Source organism: Rathayibacter sp. PhB127 (assembly GCF_003751665.1).
Classification (GTDB): Bacteria; Actinomycetota; Actinomycetes; order Actinomycetales; family Microbacteriaceae; genus Rathayibacter; species Rathayibacter festucae.
Map to the genome: position 1 here is coordinate 896449 of NZ_RKHW01000002.1, position 26628 is coordinate 923076.

Sequence of the window (26628 nt, forward strand, 5' to 3'; positions counted from 1 at the left end):
TCCTTCTACTTCGAGGAGTCGGTGGCGGGGGCGGTGAGCCGCGGCGATGCGACTCCGGTGACGAGGAGCTCGGCGATCTCGGCCGAGGCGGAGGCGACCGGGCGGCGGTCGTCGCCGTCGAGCAGCCAGCCGACGACGAGCCAGACGGTCCCGGCGGCGAGGAAGACGGCGAAGCGCTCGACCCGGGCGCGGTCGCCCGCCTCCTGCGCGGCCAGCGGCGAGAAGGCGAGCAGCCGCTGGGCGAGGAAGGCGACGACCGACTCCTGAACGGAGCGGGCGGTGCCACCGCTCAGCGCGCGGCGGTAGAAGTCGGCGTGCTCGAGGAGTCCCGAGAGCAGGCCGCGGACGACGCGGGGCACCGCGGTCTCCCAGTCGTCCTGCGGCGAGGGCGGCACGACGGCGGCGAACAGCGCGTGCATCCGCTCGAGCGCGGCGGCCTCGACCAGCGAGGGCACGTCGCCGAAGTGCTGGTAGAACGTCGGCCGGCTGACGCGGGCGGCCGAGCAGAGGTCGGTGATCGACGGCTGCTCGTCGCCGGGGTGATCGAGCGCGACCGTGATCGCGGCGATCAGCTGCTCTCGCGAGCGGGCGAGGCGGGGGTCGGCCATGGTGCCTCCTTTACGTTCGTAACGTACATTACATCCGTAAAGGAGTCGAGGGAAAGCCCCCGGCCGAGTGAGCAGCCAACGCCGCCCGCATGCCGATCGCGGAGCACCCCGTCATGCTGATCGAGTAGCCCGCGCAGCGGGCGTATCGAGATCCACCGCGGCCGGCGGGCGGGTCTCAGGCTCCGTCGGGCTCGGCGGCGAGGATGGTGGCGATCTCGGTGGTATCGATCACGAGGGTGTCGTGCGGGGTGAGGCCCGGGCTCTTCGGGGTCGGCACCGGCAGGCGGACGAGCAGTGCGCCGGGGTCGACGCTGAAGCGGCCGCTCGTGGTGCGGCCGATCGGATCGCCGTCGAGCTCGGCGAGCACGGGCTGGTCGAGCGAGAAGGAGAACTCTCGCCCCGGCCACTGGTGCAGCGACGCGAGGCCGTTGCGGTTGCCGGTCGCGACGTCGAGGGCGAGGCCGAAGCGGCGGCGCAGCAGCACCAGCTCGAGGTCGCCGTCGTCGAGGACCGCGCCGGCGGCGAGCTCGATGTTCGCCACGACCGAGCTGCAGTTGCAGGCCAGCACCATCAGGGTGCGGGTCGGCGGCTCCGGCTTGCCGTCGATGGTCAGCGTCACCTCGAAGCCGGCCTTGAACATCACCTCGGCACCCGCCGCCACGTAGGCGCCCCAGCCGACGCGCTTCTTCAGCTCGTCGTCGGTCTTGTCCATGATCTCGGCGTCCAGGCCCACGCCGCCCATCACCATGAAGACGCGCTCCTCGCCGTCGTCGAAGGTCGCCGTGCCGACGTCGATCGCCCGGTCCTGTCCGAGCAGCGCGATCTCGACCGCGTCGGCGAGCGCGCCGAGCGGGATCCCGAGGTTGCGGGCGAGCAGGTTGCCGGTGCCGCTGGGCAGCAGGCCGTAGGGGACGTTCGTGCCGCGCAGCACCGAGGCGACCGCGCGCACGGTGCCGTCGCCGCCCATCGCGCAGACGAGGTCGGCGCCCGACTCCAGGGCGGCGCGCGCGGCTCCGGCTCCGGAGTCGTCGACGCTGGTCTCGAACCAGAGCGGCTCGCGCCAGCCGGCGCGGCGGGCGACCGTGGCGACCACGTCCTGCGCGGCGCCGACGTCGTCGAACTTGCTCGGATTGATGACGACGGCGACCACGGGTCGCGCGGCCGTGGATCTCGCGGAAGGGGCTCTCACGCTCTCAGTCTGCTGTGCCGGACGCCGGCTCCCGCACCGTGCGCCGTGCGAGGGTCGCCGCCGCCTCCGTCGCGAGGACCGCGCCGAGCTCGGCCGAGAGCGTCGCGGGCAGGGTCGGCGGGGCGTCCCAGCGCGGTCCGGCGAGCAGGATCCCGCCTCGCTCGCTCGAGCGCCAGAGGGCGTCGACGCTGCCGGTGACGAAGCGGCGGATCCGTGCGGCGGACGCGGCGTCGACCCCGTCCGCCGTCGCGAGGTCGACCAGGTGCCGGTAGGCGATGCCGCCGAAGAGCGCGCCGTCCCCCGCACCCTGGTCGACGAAGACGCCGTCGGGCGCGAGGCGCGTGAGCAGGTCGTCGGCGGTCCGGGAGGCGTGCGCGAGCAGCCGTGCATCCGGACGCAGCCGGTGCAGCGCCAGCGCCGCCCCGATGTAGACGCCGTGGTTGTAGCTGAACGCCCAGTCGTCGCGGGCCGAGCCGCCCTCGCGGCCGATGCCGTCGGCGACGAAGCCGGTGTCGTCGTCGCGCAGGCGCACGTGCAGCCAGTCGAAGGCGGCGCGGGACAGCTCCTCCCGGCCGTCGGGGCGGAGCCGCTCCAGCCGCGCACCCAGGATTGCGAACGGCCCGTTCGCCGGCGCGTTCTTGTAGTCGAGCTGGCGGCGGCGCCAGGCGAGGCTCGCGCCGTGCCGGAGGTTCCAGCCGCGCGCGACCGCGAAGCGCCAGAGCCGGTCCGCGCGGTCGAGCCAGCGGCCCTCCCCCGTCGCCTCGCCGAGGCGGGCCAGCGCGCCGCCGAGCCACATCATGTCGTCGAAGTAGCCGTTGACCAGCCGTCCGCCGTTGCGGAGCCGGACGGCGCGGTGGATCCGCGCGGCGCGCTCGAGGTGCTCGCTGTCGCCGGTGCGCTCGAACGCGTCGACCGCGGCGTCGATCGCGTGCGCGAGCCACCAGTAGTCGAACTCGAGATCCGCGCGCAGCGACGTCGGGTAGCTCACGTGGTAGCCGAGCACCGGCACGGCGAACAGCCGCTCGAGGCTCGACTGCGCCGCGTCCGCGCGGGCGTCGGCCCCGGACCGGTCAGGCGTAGACGTGGGGAGCGAGGATCGCGACATCGCGGAGGTTGCGGTAGCGCTCGGCGTAGTCGAGGCCGTAGCCGATGACGAAGTCGTTCGGGATGTCGAAGCCCACGTAGGCGACGTCGACCTCGACCTTGGCGGCGCGGGGCTTGCGGAAGAGCGCGCAGATCTCGACCGACTCCGCGCCGCGGCTGCGCAGATTTCCCTGCAGCCAGGAGAGGGTGAGGCCGGAGTCGATGATGTCCTCGACGATCAGCACCTTGCGGTCGGTGATGTCGGTGTCCAGGTCCTTGAGGATCCGCACCACGCCGGAGGACTTGGTGCTGCTGCCGTAGGAGGAGACGGCCATCCAGTCCATCACGATGTCGAGCTTCAGCTCGCGGGCGAGGTCCGCCATCACCATGACGGCACCGCGGAGCACCCCCACGATGAGCAGGTTCTCGCCGGCGTAGTCGCGCTCGATGGCGCGTGCCAGGTCGCGGATCCGCTCGTGGATCTCGGCCTCGGTGAAGAGGACCTCGGTGATGTCGTCGGCGATGTCGGCTGCTTCCACCCGGCCACTCTACGGGCGGGGGCGCCCTGCCCCCCTCCGCGAGATGCCACTTGTGCACGCCTTCCACGGCGTGTCGCGTGCACAAGTGGCATCTCGCGGCGGGGAGATCACACGGGGGCGAAGACGAGAGTGGCGGATACCCGGGTGGCTCGGACGCCGGGGAGGTCGACGCCCTTCTGGCCGTGCCAGTCGGTGACGAGGGCGGCGACGGCGAGGGTCTGGGCGCGGGAGAGGGCGACGCCGAACTCGTTCTGCACGACGAGGCGGATGATGCGCTGGCGGAGCGCCGGGGGGTCGGCGGCGAGGCCGCGCGCGTCGACCGTGACGTGGCCGTCGTCGTTCTGGCCGACGAGCTCGAGCGCCCAGTCGAGCGCCATCGCATCGAGCGCGTCGCCGTCCTCGCGGAGCTGGTCGGCCGTGCGGGCGAGCGCCTCGGCGACTCCCGGGCCGAGCTCGTCCTCGAGCACCGGCAGTACCGAGCGGCGGACGCGGACGCGGGTGTAGCGCGGGTCGTCGTTGTGCGGATCGCTCCACGGCTCGAGGCCGGCGTCGGCGCAGGCCGCCACGGTGCTCGAGCGCCGGACGCCGAGCAGAGGGCGCCGCAGCACCCCGCTCACCGCCGCCATGCCGTGCAGACTCGCCGCGCCAGCGCCGCGTGCGAGTCCGAGGAGCACCGTCTCGGCCTGGTCGTCGAGGGTGTGCGCGAGGAGGACCGCCGCGGCACCCGTCGCCTCGACCGCGTCGTCGAAGGCGCGGTACCTCGCCGTGCGCGCCGCCGCCTCCGGACCGTCTCCGTCCGGCAGCACGGACACGACCTCGCGCAGCACGGGGGCGAGGCCGAGGGCGTGCGCCTGCTCCGATGCGCGTCGCGCGACCTCCGCCGAGCCGTCCTGGAGACCGTGGTCGACGATCACCGCGCCGGCTCGCCGGCCGCCGCGCTCGGCCTCGAAGGCGACCGCGGCCGCGAGGGCCAGCGAGTCGGCTCCGCCGCTCAGCGCGACGAGCACCAGGGCCCCCGGATCGAGCTCGTCGAGGCTCGCGCGCACCGCGCGCCGGATGTCGGCGACGGCGGGAGTCAGGCGGGGGCGATCGGGCACATCAAGTAACGTTAGGCCAGCGATCCGGCCTGCGAGCGCGCGTGTCCGCGCGCACTCCCCCGGCCGGTCCGACCCGCCGATGCGCCGCCCGCGGCGCCACCGACTCAAGGAGCGAACATGGCCGCATACGACGTCGTCGTAGAGATCCCCAAGGGCAGCCGCAACAAGTACGAGGTCGATCACGAGACCGGTCGCGTCTACCTCGACCGCGTGCTCTTCACCTCCTTCGTCTACCCGACGGACTACGGCTACTTCGAGAACACCCTCGGCCTCGACGGCGACCCCGTCGACGCGCTGGTGCTGCTCGAGTACCCCGTCTTCCCGGGCGTGGGCGTCTCCGTCCGCCCGGTCGGCGTGCTCAACATGAGCGACGAGGCCGGCTCCGACGCCAAGGTGATCGTGGTCCCCGCGAAGGACCCGCGCTGGCAGCACATCCAGGACATCTCGGACGTCCCGGAGCAGACCAAGAACGAGATCAAGCACTTCTTCGAGCGCTACAAGGACCTCGAGCCCAACAAGTGGGTCAAGGTCGAGGCCTGGGGCGACGCCGCCGAGGCGGAGCAGATCGTCCAGGACGGCATCAAGAAGCTGGCCGAAGAGGGCCACTGACCCTCACGGGTCTCCGAACGACGGAACCCGCCCCGTCGAGTCGACCGGCTGCTGCCGGCGCCTCGAGGGGGCGGGTTCTCGTGTCTTCGAGCGGTGCTGCCCGGGCGGAGCCGCGCGGGCGGCGCTACGCCGTCGGGCGGCCGACCATGCCGGTCGGGGTGCCCCAGATGGAGTGCACGCGCACCGGCGAGTTCGGGTTCGGCGCCTCGATCATCTGGCCGTCGCCGAGGTAGATCGCGACGTGATAGTAGTCGCCGGGCGAGTCGGACCAGAAGAGCAGGTCGCCGCGCTGACGCTGGCTGTAGGGGACGAGCTTGCCCTCGTTCGCCATGGTGTTGTACTGGTTCGTCGCGGAGTGGGTGCCGATGTACTCGCCGGCGCTCGCGTACGACTGCTTGGTCAGACCCGAGCAGTCCCAGACGTCCGGGCCCATGCCGCCGAGCACGTAACGCTCGCCGAGCTGCGCCATCGCGTAGGAGATCGCGGTCTCGACCTGGTTCTGCTGCGGCGCGGGGTTCTGCACCGGCGCCGGTGCGGGCTGCGGGGCTGCGGGCGCCGGGAGCGGTGCGGGCTGCTGCGCAGGGGCCGCCGGAGCGACCGGCTGCTGCGGGGCGGGCTGGGGGGCGGGCTGCTCGACGACCGGCTGGTTCGGGACCGGCGCCGAGGGCTGGCTCGCTGCCGGCGCCGCGGGGCGGGGAGCCGTCGACGAGGAGCCCGACGACGAGGACCCTCCCGACGAGGACCCGGACGACGGCTGCGCGACCGGCTGGGCGGCGGCCGCGTCGGCCTCGGCCTTCGCGGCGGCGGCGGCAGCGGCCGCGGCGGCCTTGCGCTCCTGCTCGCCGGCGAGGAACGCGGTCTCGATCTCGACGGTGGAGTCCTTGAGCAGCGCGAGCTGCGCGATGAGCTCCTCCGACTTCGCCTCCTGCGCCGCGAGGGCGCTCCGGGCGGAGGCGGCGGCGGCGTCGGCGCCCGTGCGGGCCTCGTCCGCGGCGTCGGACAGCTTCTGGTGCTCGACGACGGCGACGTCGGCCTGCTCGGCGAGCGACTCCGCGGTCTGCTTGTCGGCCAGGGCGTCGGCGTAGACGCGCTGCGACTGCTCGGAGAGCTGCGACATCGCGCCGAGCTGGTACAGCAGATCGCCCGCGTCCTGGCCCTTCGCGACGAGGCTCATCGAGAGGTCGCCGCCGGCGGAGCGGGAGAGGTGCGCGGCGAGGAGGCCGGCACGCATCTGCGACGTGTGCGCCGTCGACGCCGCCGCGTTCGCGCGGTCCTCGAGCTCGGTGACGGCGGCGGCCGCGGCGTCGAGCGCCTCCTGGGCCTGGCGCCAGGCCTCCGCCTTCTTCATCGCGACGAGCGACGCGTCGTCGACCGAGGTCTGCAGCCCGCCGATCAGCGCGGTGATCGAGTCGATCTCGGCCTGCTTGCTGGCCTCGTCGGTCTTCGCGTTCTGCACGTCGTCCCACGAGGGGTACGACGGGTCGTCCGCCTGAGCCGGCACGATGCCGAGCGACGCCGTGACGGCGGTCACCGCGAAGGCGGCCGAGACCGCCAGCGGAAGACGGCCCTTCCAGGCCCGCTCACGCGGGGCGGGGGTGAAGCTGCGGGCGGTCTTCTGCGCGTCAACCAAGTGTGACTCCTCGTGCGGCCATGAAGGGCTGAGCGTCGACGGCGGTGCCGTTGACGCGGGTCTCGTAGTGCAGGTGGCAGCCGGTAGAGGCGCCGGTGGTGCCGACGGCGGCGATCTGCTGGCCCGCCTCGACCCGCTGGCCGACGCTGACGTAGATGCCGCCGGGCATGATGTGCGCGTAGCCGGTGCTGATGCCGTCGCCGTTGCTGATCTCGATCCAGTTGCCGTAGGTGCCGAACCAGCCGGCGTAGGTCACCGTCCCGCTGTGGGCGGCGAAGATCGGAATGCCGCAGCCGCCGGCGATGTCGGTGCCGCGGTGGTAGGAGCTGGTCGAGCCGCCGCCGGTAGAGAGGCTGCCGCGCGGCCCGAAAGTGCCGGTGATCCGACCCGCGGCGGGACGCACCCAGCCGGAGTCGCCGACCGCGGTCGAGCCGCCGCCCGGGGACGGGGCGACCGGGGCGCTGTAGCCACCGCCGCCGCCGGATCCGCGGGAGGGAGCCGCTGCCGCCGCAGCGGCCGCGGCCTCTCGGGCGGCCGCCGCCTGCTGGCGAGCGATCTCTGCCTGCGCCTGACGGGCGGCCTCCTGCTCGGCGAGGATGCGCTGGCGCTCGGCCTCGCGGGCGGCGACGCCGGCCTCGTAGTCGGCGACGGTCGTCGACTCCGTGTCGCGGAGGGCAGCGAGCTGCTGCTCGAGCACGATGCTCTGGTTCTGCTGCTCGGTGAGCGCCGCCTCCGAAGCGGCCTGCGCGGCCGTGGCCTCGGCGAGCTTCGCCTCGGCGGCGACGCGGAGCTTCTCCCGCTCGGCCTGCGCGACCTTCGCCTGGTCGCCGAGCGACTCGGCGGCGTTCTTGGTGGTGCTGGCCTGCTCGTAGATGGCGTTGGAGCGCTCGACGAGCTTCGTCATGTTGCCGATGCGGCCGAGGAGGTCGTCGGCCTTGCCGCCCTCGCCGTCGAGGAAGATGTTGACCGAGAGGTCGGTGCCGGTGGTGCGGTAGAGCTGAGCGGCCAGGAGGCCCGCCTGCTGCGTCGCGGCGTCGGCCTGGTCGGCACTGGCGGTGGCCTTGGCCTCGAGCTCGCTCGCCCGATCGGCGGCGTCGTCGAAGTCCTGCTGCGCCGCGAAGTACTCCTCGCCGCGCTGCTCGGCGACCTGCTGCGCCGCCGCGACCTCGCTCTGCAGGCCGTCGATGAGCGAGAGGATGCTGTCCACCTGCGCGGCCGCCGCCTGGGTGTTGCCCTTCGCCGCCTCGACGTCGGCCCAGCTGGGGTACTCGACCGCCTGGGCGGGAGTGGCGACCAGCAGACCCGCGACCAGGGCCACCGCGGCCGAGACGAGGGCGGTGCCGCGGAGACGGCCGATCCGCGGCGCGCCGGAGCGGCGTGCGGGGCGGTTTCGGCGCGAAGAGTGGATCATGGGACCTCGGTGCTGGAGACGGACTACTCCCCCGGCAGCGGTGCGGCTCCGTCGCGAGGAAGTGGCGATTCCGACCCACACTAGTCAAGCCCTCCCCGTACGCCTAGGGATCGGCGTCGCCCGTCCGGGGCACAGGCGCGCATCGACGTCCGGCGGCCGACCCGCGATCGGCGCCCCTCGAGGGCCGGTTTTGCATATCCGGCCGGCTGTCCCTATGCTTGCGTGTCGGTAGTCATGGTGGGTCGGCCGCAGGGTCGCCCCGGCGAGCTTCCGGCCCCATCGTTTAGTGGCCTAGGACACCGCCCTTTCACGGCGGCAGCACGGGTTCGAATCCCGTTGGGGTCACGGATGAGGGCTACCACCGCAAGAGAAGAGCACCACCGCAGAACGGCCGGAGACGGACGGGATGTGAAAATCGAACAGCCTCGAAGGCAGTATGCTTGTCTTCGCAACGAGGCCCTGTAGCGCAGCTGGTTAGCGTGCCGCCCTGTCACGGCGGAGGTCGCGGGTTCAAGTCCCGTCAGGGTCGCAGAGAGGCCCTTCCGAGAGGAAGGGCCTTTTCCAGGAGACGACTCGTTCGTCTCCTCGCGGCATCGATGTCCTCGGACATCCTCGGCTGCAACGGCTCTGTAGCTCAGTTGGTAGAGCGCACGACTGAAAATCGTGAGGTCACGGGATCGACGCCCGTCGGAGCCACGGAAACCCTCGCCTAGCTTCTACATGGCGGGGGTTTCTTCCGTTAACGGTCGGCACGACTGCCGCGTGAGCCCCCGTCCGGCGGCCGGCGCGTGACGCTTCTGGCTCGATCCCCTCCGGGACGGGTCAGTAGAGCTTCGACCGAACGGCATCCACGAAGTCCGGCACACCGGCGCGGGTGAGCGCGAGCAGGAAGTCGTCGACCGTCATCGCCGGAGAGTCGTACCCCTCGACGAGTTCGACCAGAGCGCGGAGCGTCGGCGCGCGGTAGAGGTCGAGCTGGTCCAGCAGGAAGGCGTCGGGGTGGACGATCTCGAGGTCGAACGGCTCGACGGACTCCGGCGGGAAGTCCTTCGTATTGAACATCACCAGCACCTCTGCGCCGCCACGGACGGCGGCCGCGAGGACGTGCCGATCCTTCTCGTCGTTCGTCATCGTCGGTACCAGGTCGTCGTAGCCGGAGACCATGGCGTCGGCGAAGTAGCGCTCCATCGTCCCGACGCGCTTCTCGACGAGACGCGGATCCTCCCCGTTCTTCACCAGGTTCTTCGCGAGCTCGAACAGGACGTCCTTCGACCACAGCGGCCGGTAGAGCCCGCGATCAGCGAGTTCGAGGACGACGTCGTTGAGCAGAGCGCCGTAGAGGACGTTGGTGTCGAAGAAGGCCGGGAATCTCACTCAGCGTCGAGCTCCGCACGCCGCTTCACCGCGGCAGGATCGCCCACCTGGACCTTCGCGCTCAGACTCGCCTGCCGCAGCTCGCGCAGCGCGGCGCGGCGTTCGGCGCGGAAGTCCGCCTGGTAGGCGACCAGGTCCTCCAACCGGACCCGACGGTGACGACCGGGCTTGTCATGGGCGATGTCGCCCGCTTCCAGCAGGCGGACCAGCGTCGGGCGACTGATCCCGAGGAAGTCCGCGGCCTGCTGCGTCGTCATCGTCGTCCCCTGCGGGACCACCGTGATGCCCTCGCCCGCGGCGAGGGAGTTCGTCACCTGATCGAGGATGCGGAAGATCTCATCGGGGATGGGGCGGGCCCTGCCCTGGGGATCGACGAGCGCCGCCTTCGACGAGTTCTGCGCGAGGAAGATCTCGAGCTCTCGCATCAGCGCGGCGAAGTCGAGGATCTCGTCCCGGGCGGCGGCCTCGGGGAGGTACGTCTGGGCCTTGCGGGCACCGCGCGGTCGATCGGTGGACGTGCTCATGCCGTCGATGATACTCGGGAGAAACGAAAGAATCGAACATTTCCGAGGGGCCGAGAGGTTCGTCCTCGTGCGGCACCGATGCTCTCGCGCATCCCCGCCCCTACTGAATCCTCGGCTCGTCGGATCGACCTCGGCTCGCGAGAACGGCTCGATCCTGCGAGCCGGACGTGGTTCTGCGAGCCCGGGGTGCGCTCCGGGCGCTCAGCTGGGCTGCGTAGCCTGGGCGGGCCATGAATCCCGCCGCCTTTCCGCCGCCCGATCCGTCGACCGTCGCCCCTGAGCCGCCTGCCATCGCCGCCGCGCCGCCGCACGGTGGGCCCGCCTTCGCGTGGGCGCCGCCGCCCGAGCCGCAGCCGTCGGTCGACGCTCCGTACTCCTCTCTCCTCTATCTGCCGGATCCGCGGGTGCGCTGGGGGCTGCCGACGGCGGCGCTGACGATCGCCGGGATCGTGCTGCCGCTCGCGCTGCTGATCGTGCTGTTCGGCTTCGGGGTGCTGCCCTACTCCCCCGGGCTCGTGTTCGCGGGGTCGTTCGCCAGCTACCTGGTCGCGCTCGTCATCCCGTTCGCCGCATCGAAGCTGCGCGGGCTGGGGTCGCTCGCGGCCGACTACGGGCTGCGGTTCCGCTGGATCGACGTGCCGATCGGCATCGGGCTGGGGATCGGCGTGCGGCTCGCGATCGTCGCCGTGCTGATCGTGTTCTCGCCGCTGCTGGGCGAGGCGGAGAGCAACCTCGAGCTCGACCCCGATCCGCTGTGGTTCGTGCTGAGCTCCGTGATGATCCCGGTGCTGGTCGCTCCGATCGTCGAGGAGATCCTCTGTCGCGGGGTCGTCATGCGGGCGGTCCGCAACCGGATGCTGCGGACGAAGGGCGATGCGGCACCGCCGACCCGCGGACGGCGCGTCTGGGCGGCGGTGTTCAGCGTGATCGCTTCGACGCTGGTCTTCGCCCTGCTGCACGGGCACCAGATGGTGAACCCCGCGACGGTGGTCACGCTGGGGACGACGACGGTGATCGCCGGGCTGGCGCACGGCTGGATCTCGACGGTGACCGGCCGGCTCGGCGCGGCGATCGTGTCGCACGCGACGCTGAACGGTTCCGCAGTGCTGCTGCTGGTGCTGGTGACGGCGGTGGGGTAGTCCCGGCGACGGCGGATCTCGATGCGCCCGCTGCGCGGGCTGCTCGATCAGCATGGGATCGGAGCTGGCTGCTCGATCGGCATGCAGCGGGTCAGACGTCGAGGATGCGGAGGATCGGGTCGAGGGGGAGCTCGCCGCGGACCTGACGGTGCAGGCGCTCCATGTCGGCGTCGAGGGCGGCGGCGGTGCGCGCGGCGTCGGACAGGCCGTCGAGCAGCTGCTGCGGGACCTGGCGGTCGTACTTGTAGTAGATCTTGTGCTCGAGGCTCGCCCAGAAGTCCATCGCGATGGTGCGGAACTGGACCTCGACGCAGACGTCGACCGAGCCGCCGGAGAGGAACACCGGCACCTCGATGATCGCGTGCAGGCTCTTGTAGCCGTTCTCCTTCGGAGTGGCGATGTAGTCCTTCACCTCGAGGACGCGGACGTCGGCCTGCGAGGTGAGCATGTCGAAGACGCGGTAGACGTCCGAGACGAAGCTGCAGGTGATCCGGACGCCGGCGATGTCGGTGACGGCGGCGGCGATGCCCTCGAAGGAGGTGTCGCAGCCCTTGCGCTCGATCTTCTCGATCAGGCTGTCGGCCGACTTCAGCCGGCTCGACACGTGCTCGATCGGGTTGTACTCCCGCATCTCGCGGAACTCCTCCTGCAGGATCGTCACCTTCGTGACGATCTCGTCCATGCCGAACTTGTACTGCAGCATGAACCGCGCGAAGTCGTCGCGGAGGGCGCGGATCTCGGCGACCGTGCCGGCGTCGAGCGCCTGCGCGACCTCGTCGCTCAGCGGGGGGACGGCGGGCGCCGCGCGGTCGGGAGATCGGGGTTCCACGGGGAGCCACCCTACGCGCGGGCACCTCGGGCCCGGATGTGAAGCGCCATCGGGGTTCCGAGGAGTCGCTGCTCCGTCACGCGGGGGACGCCCCGCTCGATGTCCGCTGGCTAGCGTCGGAGGATGTTCTCCGCTCTGAACGTCTTCGGTATCCTCTACATCGTCGCGGCCATCGCGGTCGTCGTGATCGTGCTCGTGCTCGCCGTGCTGCTCTGCCGGCTCGCGATCGCCGCGCGCGAGAACCAGCTGGCGACCGTGCGCCTGCGCGAGCTGCAGATCGAGCGGCTGCTCCTCGACGAGGAGTGATCTCGGCCGATCGCTGCGGTCAGGGCAGCGCCGGGTGCGACTCCGGGCGGGACACCTTCGGGATCAGCAGCCCGAGCACCACGGCGACCACCGCGCCGATCGCGCCGATGACGAACGTCGTCTCGAACGCCTCCGAGCTCGGCAGGTCGACGGCGCCGACCGAGACGGTCAGCTGCGCCAGCACGGCCGCGGTCACCGCGGACGACAGCGTCGTGCCGAGGGTGCGCATCAGCGAGTTCAGGCCGTTCGCCGCCGCGGTCTCGGAGGCCGGCACCGCGTGCATGATCAGGGTCGGCATCGCGGCGTAGGCGAGGCCGAGCCCGACGCCGATCAGCGCGTTGATCACGAGGATCTGCCAGACCTCCGCGCCGAACGGGAGGATCAGCAGGTAGGACACCGCGATCAGCGCCGCTCCCGAGACCAGCACCAGGCGCGGCCCGGACTGCGCCGAGAGCCGGGCGGCGAGCGGCGAGGTCGCCATCATCGCCAGGCCCGAGGGCGCCAGGACCAGGCTCGCCACGATCAGGCTGAGGCCGAAGCCGACGCCGGACGCCGCGGGCAGCTCGAGGCGCTGCGGCAGGGTGATCTGCGCGCCGAAGAAGGCGAAGCCGACGGCCACCGAGGCGAGGTTGGTGAACAGCACCGCGGGGCGGGCGGCGACCCGGAGGTCGACCAGCGGGCTCTCCTGGCGCAGCTCGTACCAGCCCCAGATCAGCAGGACCGCGACGCCGCCGAGTCCGGAGCCGAGGATGCCGGGGCTCGTCCAGCCCGCGTCGTTGCCGCGCGAGACGGCGATCAGGATGCCGCTGAGGCCGATCGCGAGGCCGATCGTGCCGACGACGTCGAAGCGGCCGGGCGAGCGCAGGGTCGAGACGGGGATGACGAGGAGCACGAGGACGATGTCGAGCACGCCGAGTCCGGCGGACATCCAGAACAGCACGTGCCAGTCGAGGTTCTCGGCGACCAGGGCGCTGAGCGGCAGGCCGAGCGCGCCGCCGATGCCGAGCGTGGCGCTGACGAGGGCGATCGCGCCGGGCAGGCGGTCGCGGTGCAGGGTGTCGCGGAGGATCGAGATGCCGAGGGGGATGACGCCCATCACGGCACCCTGAAGGGCGCGGCCGACGACGAGCGTCCAGACGTCGTCCGCGAAGGCGCAGACGATCGAGCCGACCACGAGGACGACGAGGGCGGCGAGGGCCATCCGGCGCTTGCCGTAGAGGTCGCCGAGGCGACCGGAGACCGGGGTGAGGATGCAGGCGCTGAGCAGGGTCGCGGTGATCACCCAGGCGGTCTCGCTCCGATCGGCGCCGAGCAGGGTGGGCAGCTCCGACTGGATCGGGACGACCAGCGTCTGCATGAACGAGGCGCTCATCCCCGCGAAGGCGAGGACGGCGGTGATCAGGCGGGGGCTGGGCGAGCGGGTGAGCGAGCGTCTGTCGGAGTCGGGCACTGCGGTCCTTCGTGTCGGCGGCGTGCAGGAGCGGGGCGCCGGTGGTCCGGCGTCCTGCAGGGCTGGTCGTATTGCTCAGCTTTGCATCGCCGGGCCTCTGAGCCGAACCGACCGATGCTCGGAAACCTTCCCGATCGCTCTACCGGGCTGCCACGCGCGGGACGAGGATGGGCGCATGATCGAGATCGAGAGCTGGATCGCCGGCTACGAGAAGGCCTGGGCGACGGACGACCCCGCGGATGTGGCGGCGCTCTTCACCGAGGGCGCGGAGTACTTCACGTCGCCGTACGCAGAGGCGATCACGCCGCGCGACGCGATCGTGGAGTGGTGGGTCGCGGAGAGCGAGCCGGACGACCCGACGTTCGCGTGGGGGCTCGTCGCGCTGACGGAGACCACGGCGGTGGTGGAGGCGCGGACCATCTACCCGTCGGACCGCACGTACCTGAATCTGTGGGTCATCCGCTTCGCGGAGGACGGGCGGGCGTGCTCCTTCACGGAGTGGTACATGGAGGAGCCGAGCGACTCGGTGAGCTGAGGGGGGTGGGTCTCGATACGCCGCTGCGCGGCTACTCGACCAGCATGAGCTGCTTACTGATCGAGTAGGGCGCGGAGCGACCGTATCGAGAGCCACCGCGTCCTGCACGCCGGGTCTCGATACGCCGCTGCGCGGCTACTCGACCAGCATGGACGCGGGGCCGCTCCGCGCTCGGTCAGAGGGCGGAGCCCGCGACGGCGAAGGTGTCGCAGGCGGTGGCGTCGGCGTCGAAGCCGGCCTGGAACCAGCGCTGGCGCTGCTCGGCGGAGCCGTGGGTCCAGCCCTCGGGGTCGACGGTGCCGGTCGCCTGCTCCTGGATGCGGTCGTCGCCGACGGCCGCGGCGGCACTCAGGGCGTCGCGGTACTGCTCCTGCGTCACGGGCTTGAGGTAGGGGGTGCCGGTCTCGTCGGGGACGGTCGAGGCGTCGCCCACCCAGGCGCCGGCGTAGCAGTCGGCCTGCAGCTCGAGGCGCACGGAGTCCGAGTCCGGGCCGGTGCCGCTGCGGTCGGCCGACTCCATCGCGCCGGTCAGGCTCTGGATGTGGTGGCCCCACTCGTGGGCCAGGATGTACATCTGCGCGAGCGAGCCGCCCGAGGTGTCGAAGCGGGTGCGCAGCTCGTCGAAGAAGTCGGTGTCGAGGTAGATCGTCCGGTCCGGCGGGCAGTAGAACGGGCCCACCGCGGCCGTCGCGTTGCCGCAGCCGGTGCTGGTCTGATCCTCGAAGACGATCACTCCGCCGGTCGTCGTGTAGGTCGCCCCGACTGAGCCCGCCGCGCCGGCCCAGTAGCGGTCGAGCGACTCCGCCGCGCCCTCGAGCCGGCAGTCGACCTCGGCGTTGGCATCGGCGCCGCTGTCGCAGGCGACGGCCGTGCTGGTGATCTGCTCCGGCGAGGATCCGCCGCCGCCGCCGACGAGACCGCCGAGCCCGGACAGGTCGAACCCGAGCAGCTGCGAGAGCAGGGCGAGGACGACGACGCCCACCGCGCCGCCGCCGACCGCGATGCCGGTGGTGCGGCCGCGCCGGCGGACCTTGCCACCGCTGAGCTGGGAGTCGTCGTTGAAGGTCATGCGGTCAAACTAGCGCCGACCGAGGACACGCTGCCCGGGGTTGCGGACGGCTCGGTCGGCTCGGGCGGCTCGGGCGGATCAGCCCCAGCGCGACTCGCTGGCGTCGCGGATGATGTCGAGCAGCGCCTCGCGCAGCGGACCGTGGTCGAGGGTCCCGGGCAGCATGTCGACCTCGAGCCGGTGCGCGCGCTGCCAGGCCTCGCGGCCCTTGTCGGTCAGCGACACCAGCTGCCGGCGGCGGTCGGTGGAGTCGCTCACGCGGGAGACGTGCCCCTCGCGCTCGAGGCGCTCGATCGTGCGCGACATGGTCTGCACCTCGACGTGCGCGGAGGCGGCGAGCTCCTTCTGCGCGGCCGGCCCGGCCTGCAGCAGGTGCAGCACGACCAGGCCCGCGTGGGTCAGACCGATCTCGGCGAGCGCGCCGTGCCAGGCGTGCTCGACCATCCGGGACGCCGTGGCGAGGAGGCGGCCCGTGGGCCAGCCGTCCATCCCCTTGTCGTCGTCCGCGCGCATCCGCCCAGGCTAGTCCGCCCCGCCGGCCGGGCGGGACGGAGCCGCCGATCGGGTCAGGAGGCGAAGCGGTCGGTCGCCTCGATCAGGGCCTCGAGGATGCCCGGCTCGTCGAACGCGTGGCCGGCGTCGGGGATCAGATGGAAGTCCGCCTCGGGCCAGGCCCTGTGCAGGTCCCACGCGGTGAACGCGGGCGTGCACATGTCGTAGCGGCCCTGGACGATGACGGCCGGGATGCCGCGCAGCACGCCGACGTCGCGGATCAGCTGCCCCTCCTCCAGCCAGCCCTTGTGCACGAAGTAGTGGTTCTCGATCCGCGCGAAGGCCAGGGCGAAGGCGGGGTCGGACCAGGCCTCGATCATCTCCGGCTTCTGCAGGAGCGTGATGGTCGAGGACTCCCAGGTGGTCCAGGCGACGCCGGCGGGACCGTGCACGGCCGGATCGGCGTCGTGGAGCAGCCGGTAGTAGGCCTCGATCAGACTGCCGCTCGTGCCCGCCGGGATCACCGAGGTGTAGCCCTCCCAGAGGTCCGGGTAGACCGCGGCGGCGCCGCCCTCGTAGAACCACTCGAGCTCGGCCCGGCGCAGGGTGAAGATGCCGCGGAGGACGATCTCGGTGACGCGCTCCGGGTGCGACTCGGCGTAGGCGAGGGCCAGCGTGGAGCCCCAGGAGCCGCCGAAGACCTGCCAGCGCTCGATGTCGAGGTGCTCGCGGAGCTTCTCGAGATCGGAGACCAGGTACCAGGTGGTGTTGGTGGAGAGGTCGGCGTCCGGCTCGCTCGCGTGCGGGGTGGAGCGGCCGCACATCCGCTGGTCGAGGAGCACGATCCGGTACTTCTCCGGGTCGAACAGGCGGCGGTGGCTGGCCGAGGCGCCGGCGCCCGGTCCGCCGTGCAGGAAGACGACGGGCTTGCCCTCGGGGTTGCCCGACGCCTCCCAGTAGATCTCGTGGCCGTCGCCGACGTCGAGCATTCCGGTGTGGAAGGGCTCGATCTCGGGGTACAGAGTGCGCATGGCCCGCACATTACTGACGATCAGGGTCGGGGGAAGCGATTTCACGCGGCCCGGCCCCGGATGCGCCCGGGGGTTGCGCATCCGGGGCGGCGTCAGGCCTGGGCGAGGACCGCCTCGGCGCGCTCGGCGTCGCCCTCGGCCAGGCCGCGATCGATCGCGCGGCGGGAGGCGAGCCAGAGCACGGCTCCGGCGACGAGGACGAGCACCTCGGTGGCGGTCAGCGCCCAGATGATGCCGCCGAGACCGAACCAGAGGTTCCCGAGCAGCACGACCGGGACGAAGAGGACGCCCTGGGTGAGCGACATGGTGGTCGCCGCGAGAGCGCGGCCGGTGGCCTGGAACAGCGAGGTCAGCAGGCCCGCGAAGCCGTTGGCGATCATCGCCACGAGCTGCGCCGCGAGCACCACGGCGCCGAGGGTCAGCACCGCGGGGTCGTCGGCGAAGACCGCGAGCACCGGCTCGTGCAGCAGCCAGAGAGCGGCGGCCGCGAGCACGGTGATCGTGCCGACCGCGACGGCGGCCCCGCGGACCGCCGCGCGCAGGCGCTCGCGGTCGCCCTTGCCGTAGGAGTAGGCGAGCAGCGGCAGGACGCCGAGGGTGATGCCCATCACCAGGAACTCGGGCACCTGGGCGATGCGGACCGCGACGCCCATGGCCGCGAGCGGTCCGTCGCCGTAGGCCGCGGCGAGGTTGTTGAGCACGAGCGCGGTCACGATCAGGAAGCCCGACTGCAGCAGCTCGCCGGCGCCGACGCCGAAGACGGGCTTCAGCACGCTCGCGCGCAGGGTGAACCAGCGCGGCGAGAGGTCGATGTGCTCGCTCCGGCGCTGCAGCCAGAGGGCGAAGTAGCCGACGACGAGCAGGTTGGCGAGGCCCACGGCGAGCGCCGCCCCGGCGACGCCGAGGTGCAGCACCAGGATGAAGAGGACGTCGAGGAGGAGGTTCGCGACGGTCGAGAGGAGCAGGCCGATCATGACCTGGCGGGCCGCGCCCTCCGCCCGCACCAGCTGCTCGAGGCAGAAGGAGGCGGCGAGTACCGGCACGAAGGCGAGGGTGACCGCGGTGAAGGCGCCGGTCGCGGCGGCCGTGGTGGAGTCGGCGCCGAGGAGGGCGACCAGCGGACCGAGGAGGAGCAGGCCGAGGCCGCCGAGGACGGCGCCGGTGAGGATCGAGCCCCAGAGCGCGAAGGAGGCGACGTGCTTGATCTCGCCCGCCTTCTCGGGGTCGCGCTCGGAGGCGCCGAGCAGGCGGGAGATGAGCGCGCTGCCGCCGACGCCGAAGACGCCGCCGACCGCCATCACCAGCCCGAGCAGCGGAGCGCCGAGGGTGATCGCGGCGAGCAGGGTCGCGTCGTGCAGCGAGCCGACGACGCCGGCGTTGATGACGCTGTAGACGGCGGAGACGATCATCGCGGCGGCCATCGGCACGCAGAGGTGCACGAGCGCGCGGACGATCGGGGCGGAGGAGAGGTACCAGCGGTCGGAGCCGGGGGCGGCGGGGCGCGGGGTGGGGGTGGTGGTGGGCGTGGTGTCGGTGGGCGTGGTGTCGGTGGGCGTGGTGTCGGTGGGGGTGTCGGTGCTGGACATGGCTGGGCTTCTTCCGGGCAGGGTCGAGCGCGCGCCGAGGGTCGCCGGCACGGCGCGAGGAGGGAGGGCGCGCCGAGGAGGGCGCGGTCGGGGCACCGCGGAGGGCGCGGCGAGGAGGCGCGCGAGGGAGCGGCGCGCGAGGAAGGGCGGAACGGGAGGCGGGGGCGGAGCGCCCGGACGCCTAGCGGGTGGGGGGCGGGAGGACCGCGGTGATCTTGGTCAGGAGCGCCTGGAGGGTGGCGCGCTCCCCGGGGTCGAGGGGTGCGAGGAGGGTCTCGTCGGCCGCGAGCATGGCGTCCTCGAACCCGGCGATGAGCTCGGCGCCCGCGGGAGTCGCGTAGACGCGCTTGCGGCGGTCGTCGCCACCCTCGGTGCGCCGCTCGACGAGGCCGCGTCGCTCGAGCCCCTGCAGGAGGCTCGTGACGCTCGCGGGACTCGTCCGGCTGACCTCGGCGATCTCGCGCTGGATGACGCCGGGCGTCTGCGCGAGGTAGCCGAGGACGAAGGCCTGCTCGTGACTGAGCTCGCGGGCGCGGATCCAGTCCTCGCCGGCCTTGCGCTGCGCCCACGCCAGCCAGCGGACGAGCTCGAGTCCGGAGGTGGGGCGGTCGCGGGGTTCCTGCATGCTCAGAACTCTAATGGTTAGAGGTCTAACGGTCAAGGATCGAAGGGGTGGGGTCTCGATACGCCGCGTGCCGCGGCTACTCGACCAGCATGCACGGGAGCGCGGCGGCGAGGGAGAGCGACAGCATGCGCGGGCACGAGAGGAGAGCGCGGCGACAGCCGCTCCTTGCGCGGGTCGAGCAACGCGCAGCGCGTCTCGGGACCCCGCTTCCGATGCGGCGCGCAGGCGGCCGGACTAGCGTCGGCCGCATGAGCATGCAGCGCACCCCCGTCACCGTCGCCGTCTCGGGAGCGGGAGGCGCGATCGGCTACGCGCTCCTGTTCCGCATCGCCTCCGGGCAGCTCCTCGGGCCCGACGTCCCGGTCCGGCTGAGCCTCCTCGAGATCCCCGCCGGCCTGCGCTCCGCGGCCGGCACCGCGCTCGAGCTGCAGGACGGCGCGTTCGGGCTGCTGCGCGGCATCGAGGTCACCGACGACCCGGCCGCCGCGTTCGACGGCGCGAGCGTCGCCCTGCTCGTCGGCGCCCGCCCGCGCTCGGCAGGCATGGAGCGCGCCGACCTCCTCGCGGCGAACGCCGGCATCTTCGGTCCGCAGGGCGCCGCGCTGAACGAGCACGCCGCCGACGACATCCGTGTGCTCGTGGTCGGCAACCCGGCCAACACCAACGCCTGGATCGCCCGCGCGAGCGCCCCGGACATCCCGGCCGGGCGCTTCACCGCGATGACCCGCCTCGACCACAACCGCGCGGTCGCGCAGCTCGCCGCGAAGCTCGATGCTCCGGTCGACGCGATCTCCGGCGTCACGATCTGGGGCAATCACTCCGCCTCGCAGTATCCGGACGTCAGCCACGCGGTCGTCGACGGCCGGCCCGTCGCCGACCTCGTCGACACCGCCTGGCTGCACGAGGAGTTCGAGCCGCGGGTCGCCAAGCGCGGCGCCGAGATCATCGAGGTGCGCGGAGCCTCCTCCGCCGCCTCGGCCGCGTCCGCCGCGATCGACCACGTGCACGACTGGGTCACCGGCACCGAGTGGACCTCCGCGGCGGTCGAGTCCGACGGCTCCTACGGTGTGGAGGAGGGCCTGATCTCCTCGTTCCCCGTCCGCTCCGTCGACGGCGAGTGGCGCATTATCCCGGGCCTGGAGATCGACGCTCACTCGCGCGCCAAGATCGACGAGTCCGTCCTCGAGCTCCGCGCCGAGCGCGACGCCGCCCTGGCCTTCCTGGAGCGCTGACTCCGGTCGCGAGATGCCACTTGTGCACGCTTCTCACGGCGTGTCGCGTGCACAAGTGGCATCTCGCGGAGGGGGGTCAGCGCTTGGGGGACTTCTCGGGGGTGGGGAGGGTGCCGGCGGCGCGGGCGGCCTCGTACCAGGCGTGCGCCTCCTCCTGGCGGGTCGCCTCGGCGCCGCTCGCGATCGAGGCGCGGATGTGCTCGGGGCGGTAGCCGAACGCCGCGACCAGGTCGCCGGCGTGCGGGCGCAGGCGCGCGAGCAGGCGGTCGATGTAGGAGGTCACCGCGAGCGCCCGCTGCGACGAGAGCCGGCCGTGCAGCAGGTACCAGGCGAGGTGCTTCTCGATCAGCTCGAGGCCGAACAGGTCGCGGAGCCAGGTCAGCACCGTGCGCGTCCCGTCGTCCTCGATGGTGGCGAGCGCCTCGGTGAACGCCTCCCACTGCAGCAGCTCGGCGTGCGCGCGGGCGGCCTCGATCAGCTCGCTCTGGTGCGCGTTGAAGAGGCGGGCGGCCTCGTCGGCGGGCAGCTTCGACGCCGAGCGCAGGTGTGACGCGACTCCCGAGACCATGCTCTCGACGCGGTCCGTCAGCAGCTCGCGCTGCTCGTCGCGGAGCTGGCCGACGGACCGGGCGGTCGAGCCGCGGTCGGCGACGACCTGCGCGAGCCGCCGCAGTCCGGAGTTGTTGACCGTCGCTCCGGCGACCTGGCCGACCGCGTAGCGCGCCAGCTCCCCCGGCTGCGCGTTCTTGAACCGGCGGCCGACGTCGGTCAGCAGTCGCTTGGCGACGAGCTGCAGCAGCACGGTGTTGTCGCCCTCGAACGTCGCGTAGACGTCGAGGTCGGCGCGCAGCTGAGTGAGCCGGTTCTCGGCGAGGAAGCCGGCGCCGCCGCAGGCCTCGCGCGCCTCCTGCAGGGTGTCCAGGGCGTGCCAGGTGGACAGCGCCTTGAGACCCGCGGCGAGCGTCTCGAGGTCCTGCCGCGACTCGTCGGTGTCGTTCTTGCCGGAGAAGACGTCGTCGAAGGCGCGCAGCAGCCTGTCGTGCGCGAAGCCCGCCGCGTAGGTCGTGGCCAGGCGCGGAAGCAGCCGGCGCTGGTGCCGCTGGTAGTCGAGCAGCACCTCCTCGCGGTCGCCGCCGCCGGTGAACTGGCGGCGCTGGTCGCCGTAGGTGATCGCGATGGTCAGCGCGATCTTCGACGCCGCGACGGAGGCGCCGTCGAGCGAGACGCGGCCCTGGACGAGCGTGCCGAGCATGGTGAAGAAGCGGCGGCCCGGGCTCGCGATCGGCGAGGAGTAGCTGCCGTCGGCCGCGACGTCGCCGTAGCGGTTGAGCAGGTTCTCGCGCGGCACGCGGACGTGGTCGAAGTGCAGGCGGCCGTTGTCGATGCCGTTCAGCCCGCCCTTCAGGCCGTCGTCCTCGCCGCCGACGCCGGGGAGGAACGCGCCCTCCTCGTCGCGGATCGGCACGTAGAACGCGTGCACGCCGTGATTCACCTCGCGGGTGACGAGCTGCGCGAAGACGACGGCGGCCCGGCCGTCGACGGCGGCGTTGCCGAGGTAGTCCTTCCAGGCGGCGCGGAACGGGGTCGTCAGGACGAAGTCGCCGGCCTCCTCGTCGAAGGTCCCCGAGGTCGCGATCGAGGCGACGTCGGAGCCGTGCCCGGTCTCGGTCATCGCGAACGCGCCGGGGATCTCGAGGCTCATGATGCCGGGCAGCCACTTCTCGTGGTGCTCCTGCGTGCCGAGGTGCAGGACGGCGGCGCCGAAGAGTCCCCACTGCACGCCCGACTTGATCTGCAGCGACGGGTCGGCGGTGACCAGTTCCTCGAAGCCGGCGATGTTGCCGCCGTGGTCGGCGTCGCCGCCGAGCGCGACCGGGAAGGCGCGGTGCACGCCGCCCTCCGCCGCGAGGATGCTCATCTGCTGCGTGACCCGGGCGCGGTGCTCGGCCATCGGCAGGCCGTCGGTCCGGTGCAGCTCAGGGCGGGAGGTGAGGGCGCGGGTGGCGAGGCGCTGCTCGCGCCACTCGCCGAGCAGCAGCTCGCCGAGGGCCGCGACGTCGACGCCGGGGGCGCCGTCCTCGTCGAGCCGGGCGTCGACCTCGCTGCCGAGCACGTCGACGGGCGGGGGCGGGGTGATCGGGCCTGAGCGGGAGCGGCGGATCCAGGGGCGCGATCCGGCGCGGTCGGCGGCGTCGGCGGCGGAGTGGGGGCGGGGCGCTGTGGTGCTCATGAGGAGGATCCCTTCGACCGTCTTCGGCTCGGACCGCTCGCGATCGGCCGGAGCGGAGGATCGAGCGGTCGATCCCGCCGCTGCAGTGCGTCGGGAGGCGGTGCTCATGCACGCTAGGTCGGGTCGGCGGATCGCGGAAACGTTCCGTGGCGCGGCCACAAAGGGCGGCGCGAGCGGGCGGGGGCGGGTTGTCGGAACCGGCCAGCGGGGCGGGGCGCGGATGCGCCGGTGGTGGGGCTCGGGTCTGCGGACGCGTCGTGCCTAGGCGGGTGGGTGTCGATACGCCCCTGCGGGGCTACTCGACCAGCATGCGGATACGACACTGCAGCGTCACGGGGCCAGCATGCGGGGGCCGATCATGCTGATCGAGTAGCCCGCGGAGCGGGCGTATCGAGATCCACCATCGTCGAACTGCTGGATTGCAGACCCGGCCTGCTGAGCACGGCGGGTCTCGATACGCCGCCTGCGGCGGCTACTCGACCACCATGTGGGGCCCTGGGGCGGCGGGAGGGGCGTGGCTAGGCTCGGGGCATGAGCGAGCCGCAGCTGCCTCCGCCCCGTCGCGAGAGCCGACCGGACTGGCGGCCGCCCACCTCGATGGAGTCCGTGCAGGCGCTGGAGTCGGCGCGACCCTCGGGGCCCGGCACACCGTGGACCGCGGCCCGGCAGCGGCGCCCGGTGCGGGTCTGGGACCTCGTGCTGACGTTGGTGCTGATCCTGTGCGCGCTCGGGGCGACGCTGCTGCTGTCCTACTTCGGGCTGTTCTTCGCGATGGCGAGCGACGCCTGCATGGGCGGGAACGACTGCGACACCGACTTGATCGGCTGGGGCGTGCTCGTCGCGGCCGGTGGGGTGTGGGTGCCGTTCCTCGCGGCGATCGCCGTCTCCATCGTGCTGCTGGTGGTGCGGCGGATCGCGTTCTGGGTGCCGATCGCGGGGCTCGCGCTGTCGTTCGGCTGCACCGTGCTCGGCGGCTGGATGGCGACGGTCGGCTCGGGGAGCTGAGCGGCCGGACTCAGGCCGACCGCGGCCCCGTGCCGCCGCCGGCTCAGCCGCGCCGCGGGCTCAGCTCCGCGGTGGGCTCAGTAGGTGTCCCAGCCGGGATCCTCGTCGGGCTCCTCCGGCGGGACCCAGTCGTCCTCGGGCGGGGCGGAGGAGACCGGCGGACCGGACCGCTCACCGCCGAAGGACGGGCGCGCGCCGGACGAGCGGGCAGCCGTCGGCCGGGCGGCGGGCTGGCGCCTCGCCGGGGCAGCCTCCTGGTTCGCGTCGGGCTCCGCGATCTCCGGAGTCTCGCCGGCGACGACGGCGAGCACCGCCGCGCCGTAGGTGATCAGCTTCTTCTGGCCGACGCCGCCGATGACGCTGAGGGCGTCGATCGTGGTCGGCTCGACCGTGGCGATCTCGCGGAGGGTCGCATCGTTGAAGACGACGTAGGCCGGGACCGACTGCGCGCGGGCCTGGGCGACGCGCCACTCCCGGAGCCGCTCGAACAGGGGCTGCGCCTCGGCGGAGAGGTCGGAGACGGTGGAGCGGCCGGAGCGCGACGAGCCGCTCGAGCGCGCGGGGCGCTCGGGCTCCTGCCGCAGCTCGACCTTGCGCTCGCCGCTCAGCACGGACGCCGACTCGGGGGTGAGCACGAGCGTGCCGAAGCCGTCGTCGTTCACGCCGAGCAGGCTCTGCGCGAGCAGCTGACGGGCGACGCCGCGCCACTGGGTGTCGCTGAGGTCGGCGCCGATCCCCCAGGTCGCGATCGAGTCGTGCTTGTGCTGGGTCGTGCGCGGAGTGGTCTTGCCGCGCAGGATGTCGATGATGTGGCCGGCGCCGAACTGCTGGTTGCGCTCGCGCTTGAGCCGCACCACCGTCGAGAGGAACTTCTGCGCGGCGACCGTGCCGTCCCACGAGGCGGGCGGCTCGAGGCAGGTGTCGCAGTTGCCGCAGGGGGTGCTCTCCTGGCCGAAGTAGGCGAGGAGGTTCACCCGGCGGCACTGCACCGTCTCGGAGAGGGCGAGCATCGCGTCGAGGTGCGCGGACATCCGCCGACGGTGCGCGAGGTCGCCCGGGGACTCGTCGATCATCCGACGCTGCTGGACGACGTCCTGCAGGCCGTAGGCGAGCCAGGCGGTGGAGGGCAGGCCGTCGCGGCCGGCGCGACCCGTCTCCTGGTAGTAGCCCTCGACCGACTTCGGCAGGTCGATGTGCGCCACGAAGCGGACGTCCGGCTTGTCGATGCCCATGCCGAAGGCGATGGTGGCGCAGACGATGACGCCCTCCTCGCGGAGGAAGCGCGACTGCGCGGCGGCCCGGACCCGGGCGTCGAGACCCGCGTGGTACGCGACCGCGTCGAAGCCGGCCGCGCGCAGGGCCTCGGCCGTCGCCTCCACGCTCTTGCGGGAGAGCGCGTAGACGATGCCCGCGTCGTCGGCGTGCTCGCGCTTGAGGAAGTCGATCAGCTGCTTGCGCGGCTCGACCTTGTTGACGATCCGGTACTGGATGTTGGGGCGGTCGAAGCTGGAGATGAAGTGGCGGGCCGCGCCGAGGTGCAGCCGGGTGGTGATCTCGCGGTGCGTCGCCTCGGTGGCGGTCGCCGTGAGGGCGATGCGCGGGACGTCGGGCCAGCGCTCGGCCAGCTCGCCGAGGGCGAGGTAGTCGGGGCGGAAGTCGTGGCCCCACTGGCTCACGCAGTGCGCCTCGTCGATGGCGAACAGGGCGATGCGGCCGCGGGCGAGGAACTGCTTGGTGCCCTCGTTGCCGAGGCGCTCGGGGGCGACGTAGAGGAGGTCGAGCTCGCCGTCGAGGTAGGCGCGCTCGACGCGCTGGCGCTCGCCCATGTCCTGGGTGGAGTTGAGGAACTCGGCGCGGACGCCGTTCGCGCGCAGGGCGTCGACCTGGTCCTGCATCAGGGCGATCAGCGGCGAGACGACGACGCCGGTGCCGGGCCGGACGATCGAGGGGATCTGGTAGCAGAGCGACTTGCCGCCGCCCGTGGGCATCAGCACGACCGCGTCGCCGCCGCCGATGACCTGCTCGACGATGGCCTGCTGCTCACCGCGGAACGAGCCGTAGCCGAAGACCCGCTCGAGGATCTCCTGGGCCTCGGCGGAGGAGCCGGCCGGGGCGTCCGCGGTGGGGCGCTCGGCGGTCGAGAGGGCGGTCGCGGTCGGCTCAGTCACCCGTGGAACTCTACCCGGCGCCTCCGACGCAGCCCCGGGCGAGCGGCGTTCTGGGGAGGGTCGCAGCAGGTGCGGGGTTGGGGAGGAGGGACGGGCGCGGCGGGGTGGTGGTGGTTCGAGTGCCTCCGGCTCGCGGAACGGCCTCGGGCACGCGGGAACGGGTCGATTCCGCGAGCCCGAGGTGGATTCGCGAGCCGGAGATGAGCGCGAAGCGGCTTCTGCACGCGGAAGCACCTTCGGCACGCAGGAACTGGTCGATTCGACGAGCCGGAGGTGGACTCACGAGCCGGGGGTCGACGGAAGCGGGCGGGTGAGAAGCCGGCAGGCGGGGCGAGAAGCCGGCGGGGTCAGAGCTCGGTGATCGTCTTGGTGTCGCCGTCCCAGAAGCGGATGCTCGCGAGGCCGACGGTGAAGGGCTCACCGAGGAGGGGGACGGCCTGGCCGAGCTGCTCGGCGCGGAGGCGGCGGGAGACGCTGATGTGCGGGGTCCACGACTCGGGCGAGGTGGGCACGGCGCCGGGCATCAGCTCGGTCGCGCGGGCGTGCAGGGCGTCGAGGGCGGGCGCGCGGACGGCTCCCCAGGCGAGCACGAAGCGGCCGGAGTGCGGGAAGAGCAGCACGGCGCCGAGCTCGACGGTCGCCGGGAGCTCGCCGAGCGCGCCTGGCGGGGGCGGGGTCAGCTCGGGTCCGGCCAGGAGGGTGAGGTGCGGGCGGTTGCTGGCGGACGTGTGCAGCGCGAGGCTCGGGATGCCGGCCGCCTCGAGCGCCTCCCACTGGCCGCGGATCCGGGCCTCCGACTCCGGGTCGAGGAGGGCTTCGAGGCTGCGCATGCCCCCATCCTGCCGCGCCGGCCGGGTCGCTCCCGAC

General features: G+C 72.6%; 25 protein-coding genes and 3 tRNA genes. 9 read left to right on the forward strand and 19 right to left on the reverse strand.

What is annotated here, in order from left to right:
• Window positions 1-5: 5 nt before the first annotated feature.
• From EDF22_RS14500 to tilS, 5 genes are all read right to left on the reverse strand, one after another.
• Window positions 6-608, reverse strand: coding sequence for a TetR/AcrR family transcriptional regulator (locus tag EDF22_RS14500; RefSeq protein WP_123705531.1), 603 nt, complete (start codon window positions 606-608; stop codon window positions 6-8).
• A gap of 175 nt (window positions 609-783) precedes the next feature.
• Complete coding sequence (locus EDF22_RS14505; RefSeq protein ID WP_123705532.1) at window positions 784-1797, reverse strand: diacylglycerol kinase family protein; 1014 nt, start codon at window positions 1795-1797, stop codon at window positions 784-786.
• Window positions 1798-1801: 4 nt separating this feature from the next.
• The gene (locus EDF22_RS14510) at window positions 1802-2902 is read right to left on the reverse strand and encodes a glycoside hydrolase family 76 protein (protein WP_123705533.1); all 1101 of its coding nucleotides are present in this window, start codon (window positions 2900-2902) and stop codon (window positions 1802-1804) included.
• Window positions 2868-3419, reverse strand: a complete 552-nt coding sequence (gene hpt, locus EDF22_RS14515; RefSeq protein ID WP_123446809.1) for a hypoxanthine phosphoribosyltransferase — start codon at window positions 3417-3419, stop codon at window positions 2868-2870. Before hpt ends, EDF22_RS14510 begins: the two co-directional genes overlap by 35 nt.
• A 107-nt stretch (window positions 3420-3526) precedes the next feature.
• Window positions 3527-4516: a tRNA lysidine(34) synthetase TilS gene (gene tilS, locus EDF22_RS14520; protein WP_123705534.1), complete on the reverse strand. Its 990-nt coding sequence runs from the start codon at window positions 4514-4516 to the stop codon at window positions 3527-3529.
• 117 nt (window positions 4517-4633) lie between these two features.
• Here tilS and ppa point away from each other — a divergent pair, with 117 nt between their 5' ends.
• The gene (gene ppa, locus EDF22_RS14525) at window positions 4634-5125 is read left to right on the forward strand and encodes an inorganic diphosphatase (protein WP_123446811.1); all 492 of its coding nucleotides are present in this window, start codon (window positions 4634-4636) and stop codon (window positions 5123-5125) included.
• A gap of 124 nt (window positions 5126-5249) precedes the next feature.
• Here ppa and EDF22_RS14530 read toward each other — a convergent pair whose 3' ends face one another.
• The gene (locus tag EDF22_RS14530) at window positions 5250-6755 is read right to left on the reverse strand and encodes a C40 family peptidase (protein ID WP_123705535.1); all 1506 of its coding nucleotides are present in this window, start codon (window positions 6753-6755) and stop codon (window positions 5250-5252) included.
• Window positions 6748-8166: a peptidoglycan DD-metalloendopeptidase family protein gene (locus tag EDF22_RS14535; protein ID WP_243839997.1), complete on the reverse strand. Its 1419-nt coding sequence runs from the start codon at window positions 8164-8166 to the stop codon at window positions 6748-6750. Before EDF22_RS14535 ends, EDF22_RS14530 begins: the two co-directional genes overlap by 8 nt.
• Before the next feature lie 272 nt (window positions 8167-8438).
• Here EDF22_RS14535 and EDF22_RS14540 point away from each other — a divergent pair.
• The 3 genes from EDF22_RS14540 (at window position 8439) to EDF22_RS14550 (ending at window position 8862) form a co-directional block, all read left to right on the forward strand.
• Window positions 8439-8511, forward strand: a tRNA-Glu gene (locus tag EDF22_RS14540).
• 110 nt (window positions 8512-8621) lie between these two features.
• Window positions 8622-8695: transfer RNA gene (locus EDF22_RS14545), tRNA-Asp, on the forward strand.
• 94 nt (window positions 8696-8789) lie between these two features.
• Window positions 8790-8862, forward strand: a tRNA-Phe gene (locus EDF22_RS14550).
• 126 nt (window positions 8863-8988) lie between these two features.
• Here the strand turns inward: EDF22_RS14550 and EDF22_RS14555 are convergent.
• Both EDF22_RS14555 and EDF22_RS14560 read right to left on the reverse strand, forming a co-directional pair.
• The gene (locus tag EDF22_RS14555) at window positions 8989-9540 is read right to left on the reverse strand and encodes a putative toxin-antitoxin system toxin component, PIN family (protein ID WP_123705536.1); all 552 of its coding nucleotides are present in this window, start codon (window positions 9538-9540) and stop codon (window positions 8989-8991) included.
• The gene (locus EDF22_RS14560) at window positions 9537-10064 is read right to left on the reverse strand and encodes a helix-turn-helix domain-containing protein (protein WP_123705537.1); all 528 of its coding nucleotides are present in this window, start codon (window positions 10062-10064) and stop codon (window positions 9537-9539) included. The genes EDF22_RS14555 and EDF22_RS14560 overlap by 4 nt, the downstream gene beginning before the upstream one ends.
• Before the next feature lie 230 nt (window positions 10065-10294).
• On the opposite strand from EDF22_RS14560, the gene EDF22_RS14565 reads away from it, so the two are divergent.
• The gene (locus EDF22_RS14565; RefSeq protein WP_133962866.1) at window positions 10295-11203 is read left to right on the forward strand and encodes a CPBP family intramembrane glutamic endopeptidase; all 909 of its coding nucleotides are present in this window, start codon (window positions 10295-10297) and stop codon (window positions 11201-11203) included.
• Window positions 11204-11294: 91 nt separating this feature from the next.
• On the opposite strand, the gene EDF22_RS14570 is transcribed toward EDF22_RS14565, so the two are convergent.
• Complete coding sequence (locus EDF22_RS14570) at window positions 11295-11906, reverse strand: GTP pyrophosphokinase family protein (protein WP_123705644.1); 612 nt, start codon at window positions 11904-11906, stop codon at window positions 11295-11297.
• 249 nt (window positions 11907-12155) lie between these two features.
• Here EDF22_RS14570 and EDF22_RS14575 point away from each other — a divergent pair, with 249 nt between their 5' ends.
• Window positions 12156-12338 (forward strand): hypothetical protein, encoded by a 183-nt coding sequence (locus EDF22_RS14575; RefSeq protein WP_123446814.1) that lies wholly within the window; start codon window positions 12156-12158, stop codon window positions 12336-12338.
• A gap of 19 nt (window positions 12339-12357) precedes the next feature.
• On the opposite strand, the gene EDF22_RS14580 is transcribed toward EDF22_RS14575, so the two are convergent.
• Complete coding sequence (locus EDF22_RS14580) at window positions 12358-13788, reverse strand: MFS transporter (RefSeq protein WP_260303472.1); 1431 nt, start codon at window positions 13786-13788, stop codon at window positions 12358-12360.
• A 175-nt stretch (window positions 13789-13963) separates the two neighbouring features.
• Here EDF22_RS14580 and EDF22_RS14585 point away from each other — a divergent pair, with 175 nt between their 5' ends.
• Complete coding sequence (locus EDF22_RS14585) at window positions 13964-14323, forward strand: nuclear transport factor 2 family protein (RefSeq protein ID WP_123705539.1); 360 nt, start codon at window positions 13964-13966, stop codon at window positions 14321-14323.
• A 175-nt stretch (window positions 14324-14498) separates the two neighbouring features.
• On the opposite strand, the gene EDF22_RS14590 is transcribed toward EDF22_RS14585, so the two are convergent.
• The 5 genes from EDF22_RS14590 to EDF22_RS14610 all read right to left on the reverse strand — a co-directional run bounded on the left by EDF22_RS14590 (window position 14499) and on the right by EDF22_RS14610 (window position 19126).
• Window positions 14499-15392 (reverse strand): neutral zinc metallopeptidase, encoded by an 894-nt coding sequence (locus EDF22_RS14590; RefSeq protein ID WP_123705540.1) that lies wholly within the window; start codon window positions 15390-15392, stop codon window positions 14499-14501.
• A 78-nt stretch (window positions 15393-15470) separates the two neighbouring features.
• Window positions 15471-15905: a MarR family winged helix-turn-helix transcriptional regulator gene (locus EDF22_RS14595; RefSeq protein ID WP_123705541.1), complete on the reverse strand. Its 435-nt coding sequence runs from the start codon at window positions 15903-15905 to the stop codon at window positions 15471-15473.
• Window positions 15906-15958: 53 nt separating this feature from the next.
• Complete coding sequence (pip, locus tag EDF22_RS14600) at window positions 15959-16915, reverse strand: prolyl aminopeptidase (protein WP_123705542.1); 957 nt, start codon at window positions 16913-16915, stop codon at window positions 15959-15961.
• A gap of 92 nt (window positions 16916-17007) precedes the next feature.
• Entirely contained in the window at window positions 17008-18501 is a 1494-nt protein-coding gene (locus EDF22_RS14605) for an MATE family efflux transporter (RefSeq protein WP_123705543.1), read from the reverse strand.
• 181 nt (window positions 18502-18682) lie between these two features.
• A complete protein-coding gene (locus tag EDF22_RS14610; RefSeq protein WP_123705544.1) occupies window positions 18683-19126 on the reverse strand; it encodes a MarR family winged helix-turn-helix transcriptional regulator in 444 nt (147 codons plus the stop codon).
• Window positions 19127-19380: 254 nt separating this feature from the next.
• On the opposite strand from EDF22_RS14610, the gene EDF22_RS14615 reads away from it, so the two are divergent.
• Complete coding sequence (locus EDF22_RS14615) at window positions 19381-20358, forward strand: malate dehydrogenase (RefSeq protein WP_123705646.1); 978 nt, start codon at window positions 19381-19383, stop codon at window positions 20356-20358.
• A gap of 76 nt (window positions 20359-20434) precedes the next feature.
• Here the strand turns inward: EDF22_RS14615 and EDF22_RS14620 are convergent, their stop codons facing one another.
• The gene (locus tag EDF22_RS14620) at window positions 20435-22588 is read right to left on the reverse strand and encodes an acyl-CoA dehydrogenase (RefSeq protein ID WP_123705545.1); all 2154 of its coding nucleotides are present in this window, start codon (window positions 22586-22588) and stop codon (window positions 20435-20437) included.
• Between the two features lie 531 nt (window positions 22589-23119).
• Between EDF22_RS14620 and EDF22_RS14625 the strand changes: the two genes are divergently transcribed.
• Entirely contained in the window at window positions 23120-23593 is a 474-nt protein-coding gene (locus EDF22_RS14625) for a DUF6264 family protein (protein WP_123705546.1), read from the forward strand.
• Window positions 23594-23670: 77 nt separating this feature from the next.
• Here EDF22_RS14625 and recQ read toward each other — a convergent pair whose 3' ends face one another.
• Window positions 23671-25761 carry a DNA helicase RecQ gene (gene recQ, locus EDF22_RS14630; RefSeq protein ID WP_185038942.1) on the reverse strand — a complete coding sequence of 697 codons (2091 nt, stop codon included), beginning with the start codon at window positions 25759-25761 and terminating at the stop codon, window positions 23671-23673.
• 347 nt (window positions 25762-26108) lie between these two features.
• On the reverse strand, window positions 26109-26591 hold the full coding sequence (locus EDF22_RS14635) for a 2'-5' RNA ligase family protein (RefSeq protein ID WP_123705547.1): 483 nt from the start codon (window positions 26589-26591) through the stop codon (window positions 26109-26111).
• Between the last annotated feature and the right edge of the window lie 37 nt (window positions 26592-26628).

What these genes read in the sequence shown, in the direction of transcription:
- EDF22_RS14500 (WP_123705531.1), bottom strand. Translation starts at nt 608, where the DNA reads ATGGCCGACCCCCGCCTCGCCCGCTCGCGAGAGCAGCTGATCGCCGCG.
- EDF22_RS14510 (WP_123705533.1), bottom strand. Translation starts at nt 2,902, where the DNA reads ATGTCGCGATCCTCGCTCCCCACGTCTACGCCTGACCGGTCCGGGGCC.
- ppa (WP_123446811.1), top strand. Translation starts at nt 4,634, where the DNA reads ATGGCCGCATACGACGTCGTCGTAGAGATCCCCAAGGGCAGCCGCAAC.
- EDF22_RS14535 (WP_243839997.1), bottom strand. Translation starts at nt 8,166, where the DNA reads ATGATCCACTCTTCGCGCCGAAACCGCCCCGCACGCCGCTCCGGCGCG.
- EDF22_RS14560 (WP_123705537.1), bottom strand. Translation starts at nt 10,064, where the DNA reads ATGAGCACGTCCACCGATCGACCGCGCGGTGCCCGCAAGGCCCAGACG.
- EDF22_RS14565 (WP_133962866.1), top strand. Translation starts at nt 10,295, where the DNA reads ATGAATCCCGCCGCCTTTCCGCCGCCCGATCCGTCGACCGTCGCCCCT.
- EDF22_RS14570 (WP_123705644.1), bottom strand. Translation starts at nt 11,906, where the DNA reads ATGCTGCAGTACAAGTTCGGCATGGACGAGATCGTCACGAAGGTGACG.
- EDF22_RS14575 (WP_123446814.1), top strand. Translation starts at nt 12,156, where the DNA reads ATGTTCTCCGCTCTGAACGTCTTCGGTATCCTCTACATCGTCGCGGCC.
- EDF22_RS14585 (WP_123705539.1), top strand. Translation starts at nt 13,964, where the DNA reads ATGATCGAGATCGAGAGCTGGATCGCCGGCTACGAGAAGGCCTGGGCG.
- EDF22_RS14590 (WP_123705540.1), bottom strand. Translation starts at nt 15,392, where the DNA reads ATGACCTTCAACGACGACTCCCAGCTCAGCGGTGGCAAGGTCCGCCGG.
- EDF22_RS14595 (WP_123705541.1), bottom strand. Translation starts at nt 15,905, where the DNA reads ATGCGCGCGGACGACGACAAGGGGATGGACGGCTGGCCCACGGGCCGC.
- pip (WP_123705542.1), bottom strand. Translation starts at nt 16,915, where the DNA reads ATGCGCACTCTGTACCCCGAGATCGAGCCCTTCCACACCGGAATGCTC.
- EDF22_RS14605 (WP_123705543.1), bottom strand. Translation starts at nt 18,501, where the DNA reads ATGTCCAGCACCGACACCCCCACCGACACCACGCCCACCGACACCACG.
- EDF22_RS14610 (WP_123705544.1), bottom strand. Translation starts at nt 19,126, where the DNA reads ATGCAGGAACCCCGCGACCGCCCCACCTCCGGACTCGAGCTCGTCCGC.
- EDF22_RS14615 (WP_123705646.1), top strand. Translation starts at nt 19,381, where the DNA reads ATGCAGCGCACCCCCGTCACCGTCGCCGTCTCGGGAGCGGGAGGCGCG.
- EDF22_RS14620 (WP_123705545.1), bottom strand. Translation starts at nt 22,588, where the DNA reads ATGAGCACCACAGCGCCCCGCCCCCACTCCGCCGCCGACGCCGCCGAC.
- EDF22_RS14625 (WP_123705546.1), top strand. Translation starts at nt 23,120, where the DNA reads ATGAGCGAGCCGCAGCTGCCTCCGCCCCGTCGCGAGAGCCGACCGGAC.
- EDF22_RS14635 (WP_123705547.1), bottom strand. Translation starts at nt 26,591, where the DNA reads ATGCGCAGCCTCGAAGCCCTCCTCGACCCGGAGTCGGAGGCCCGGATC.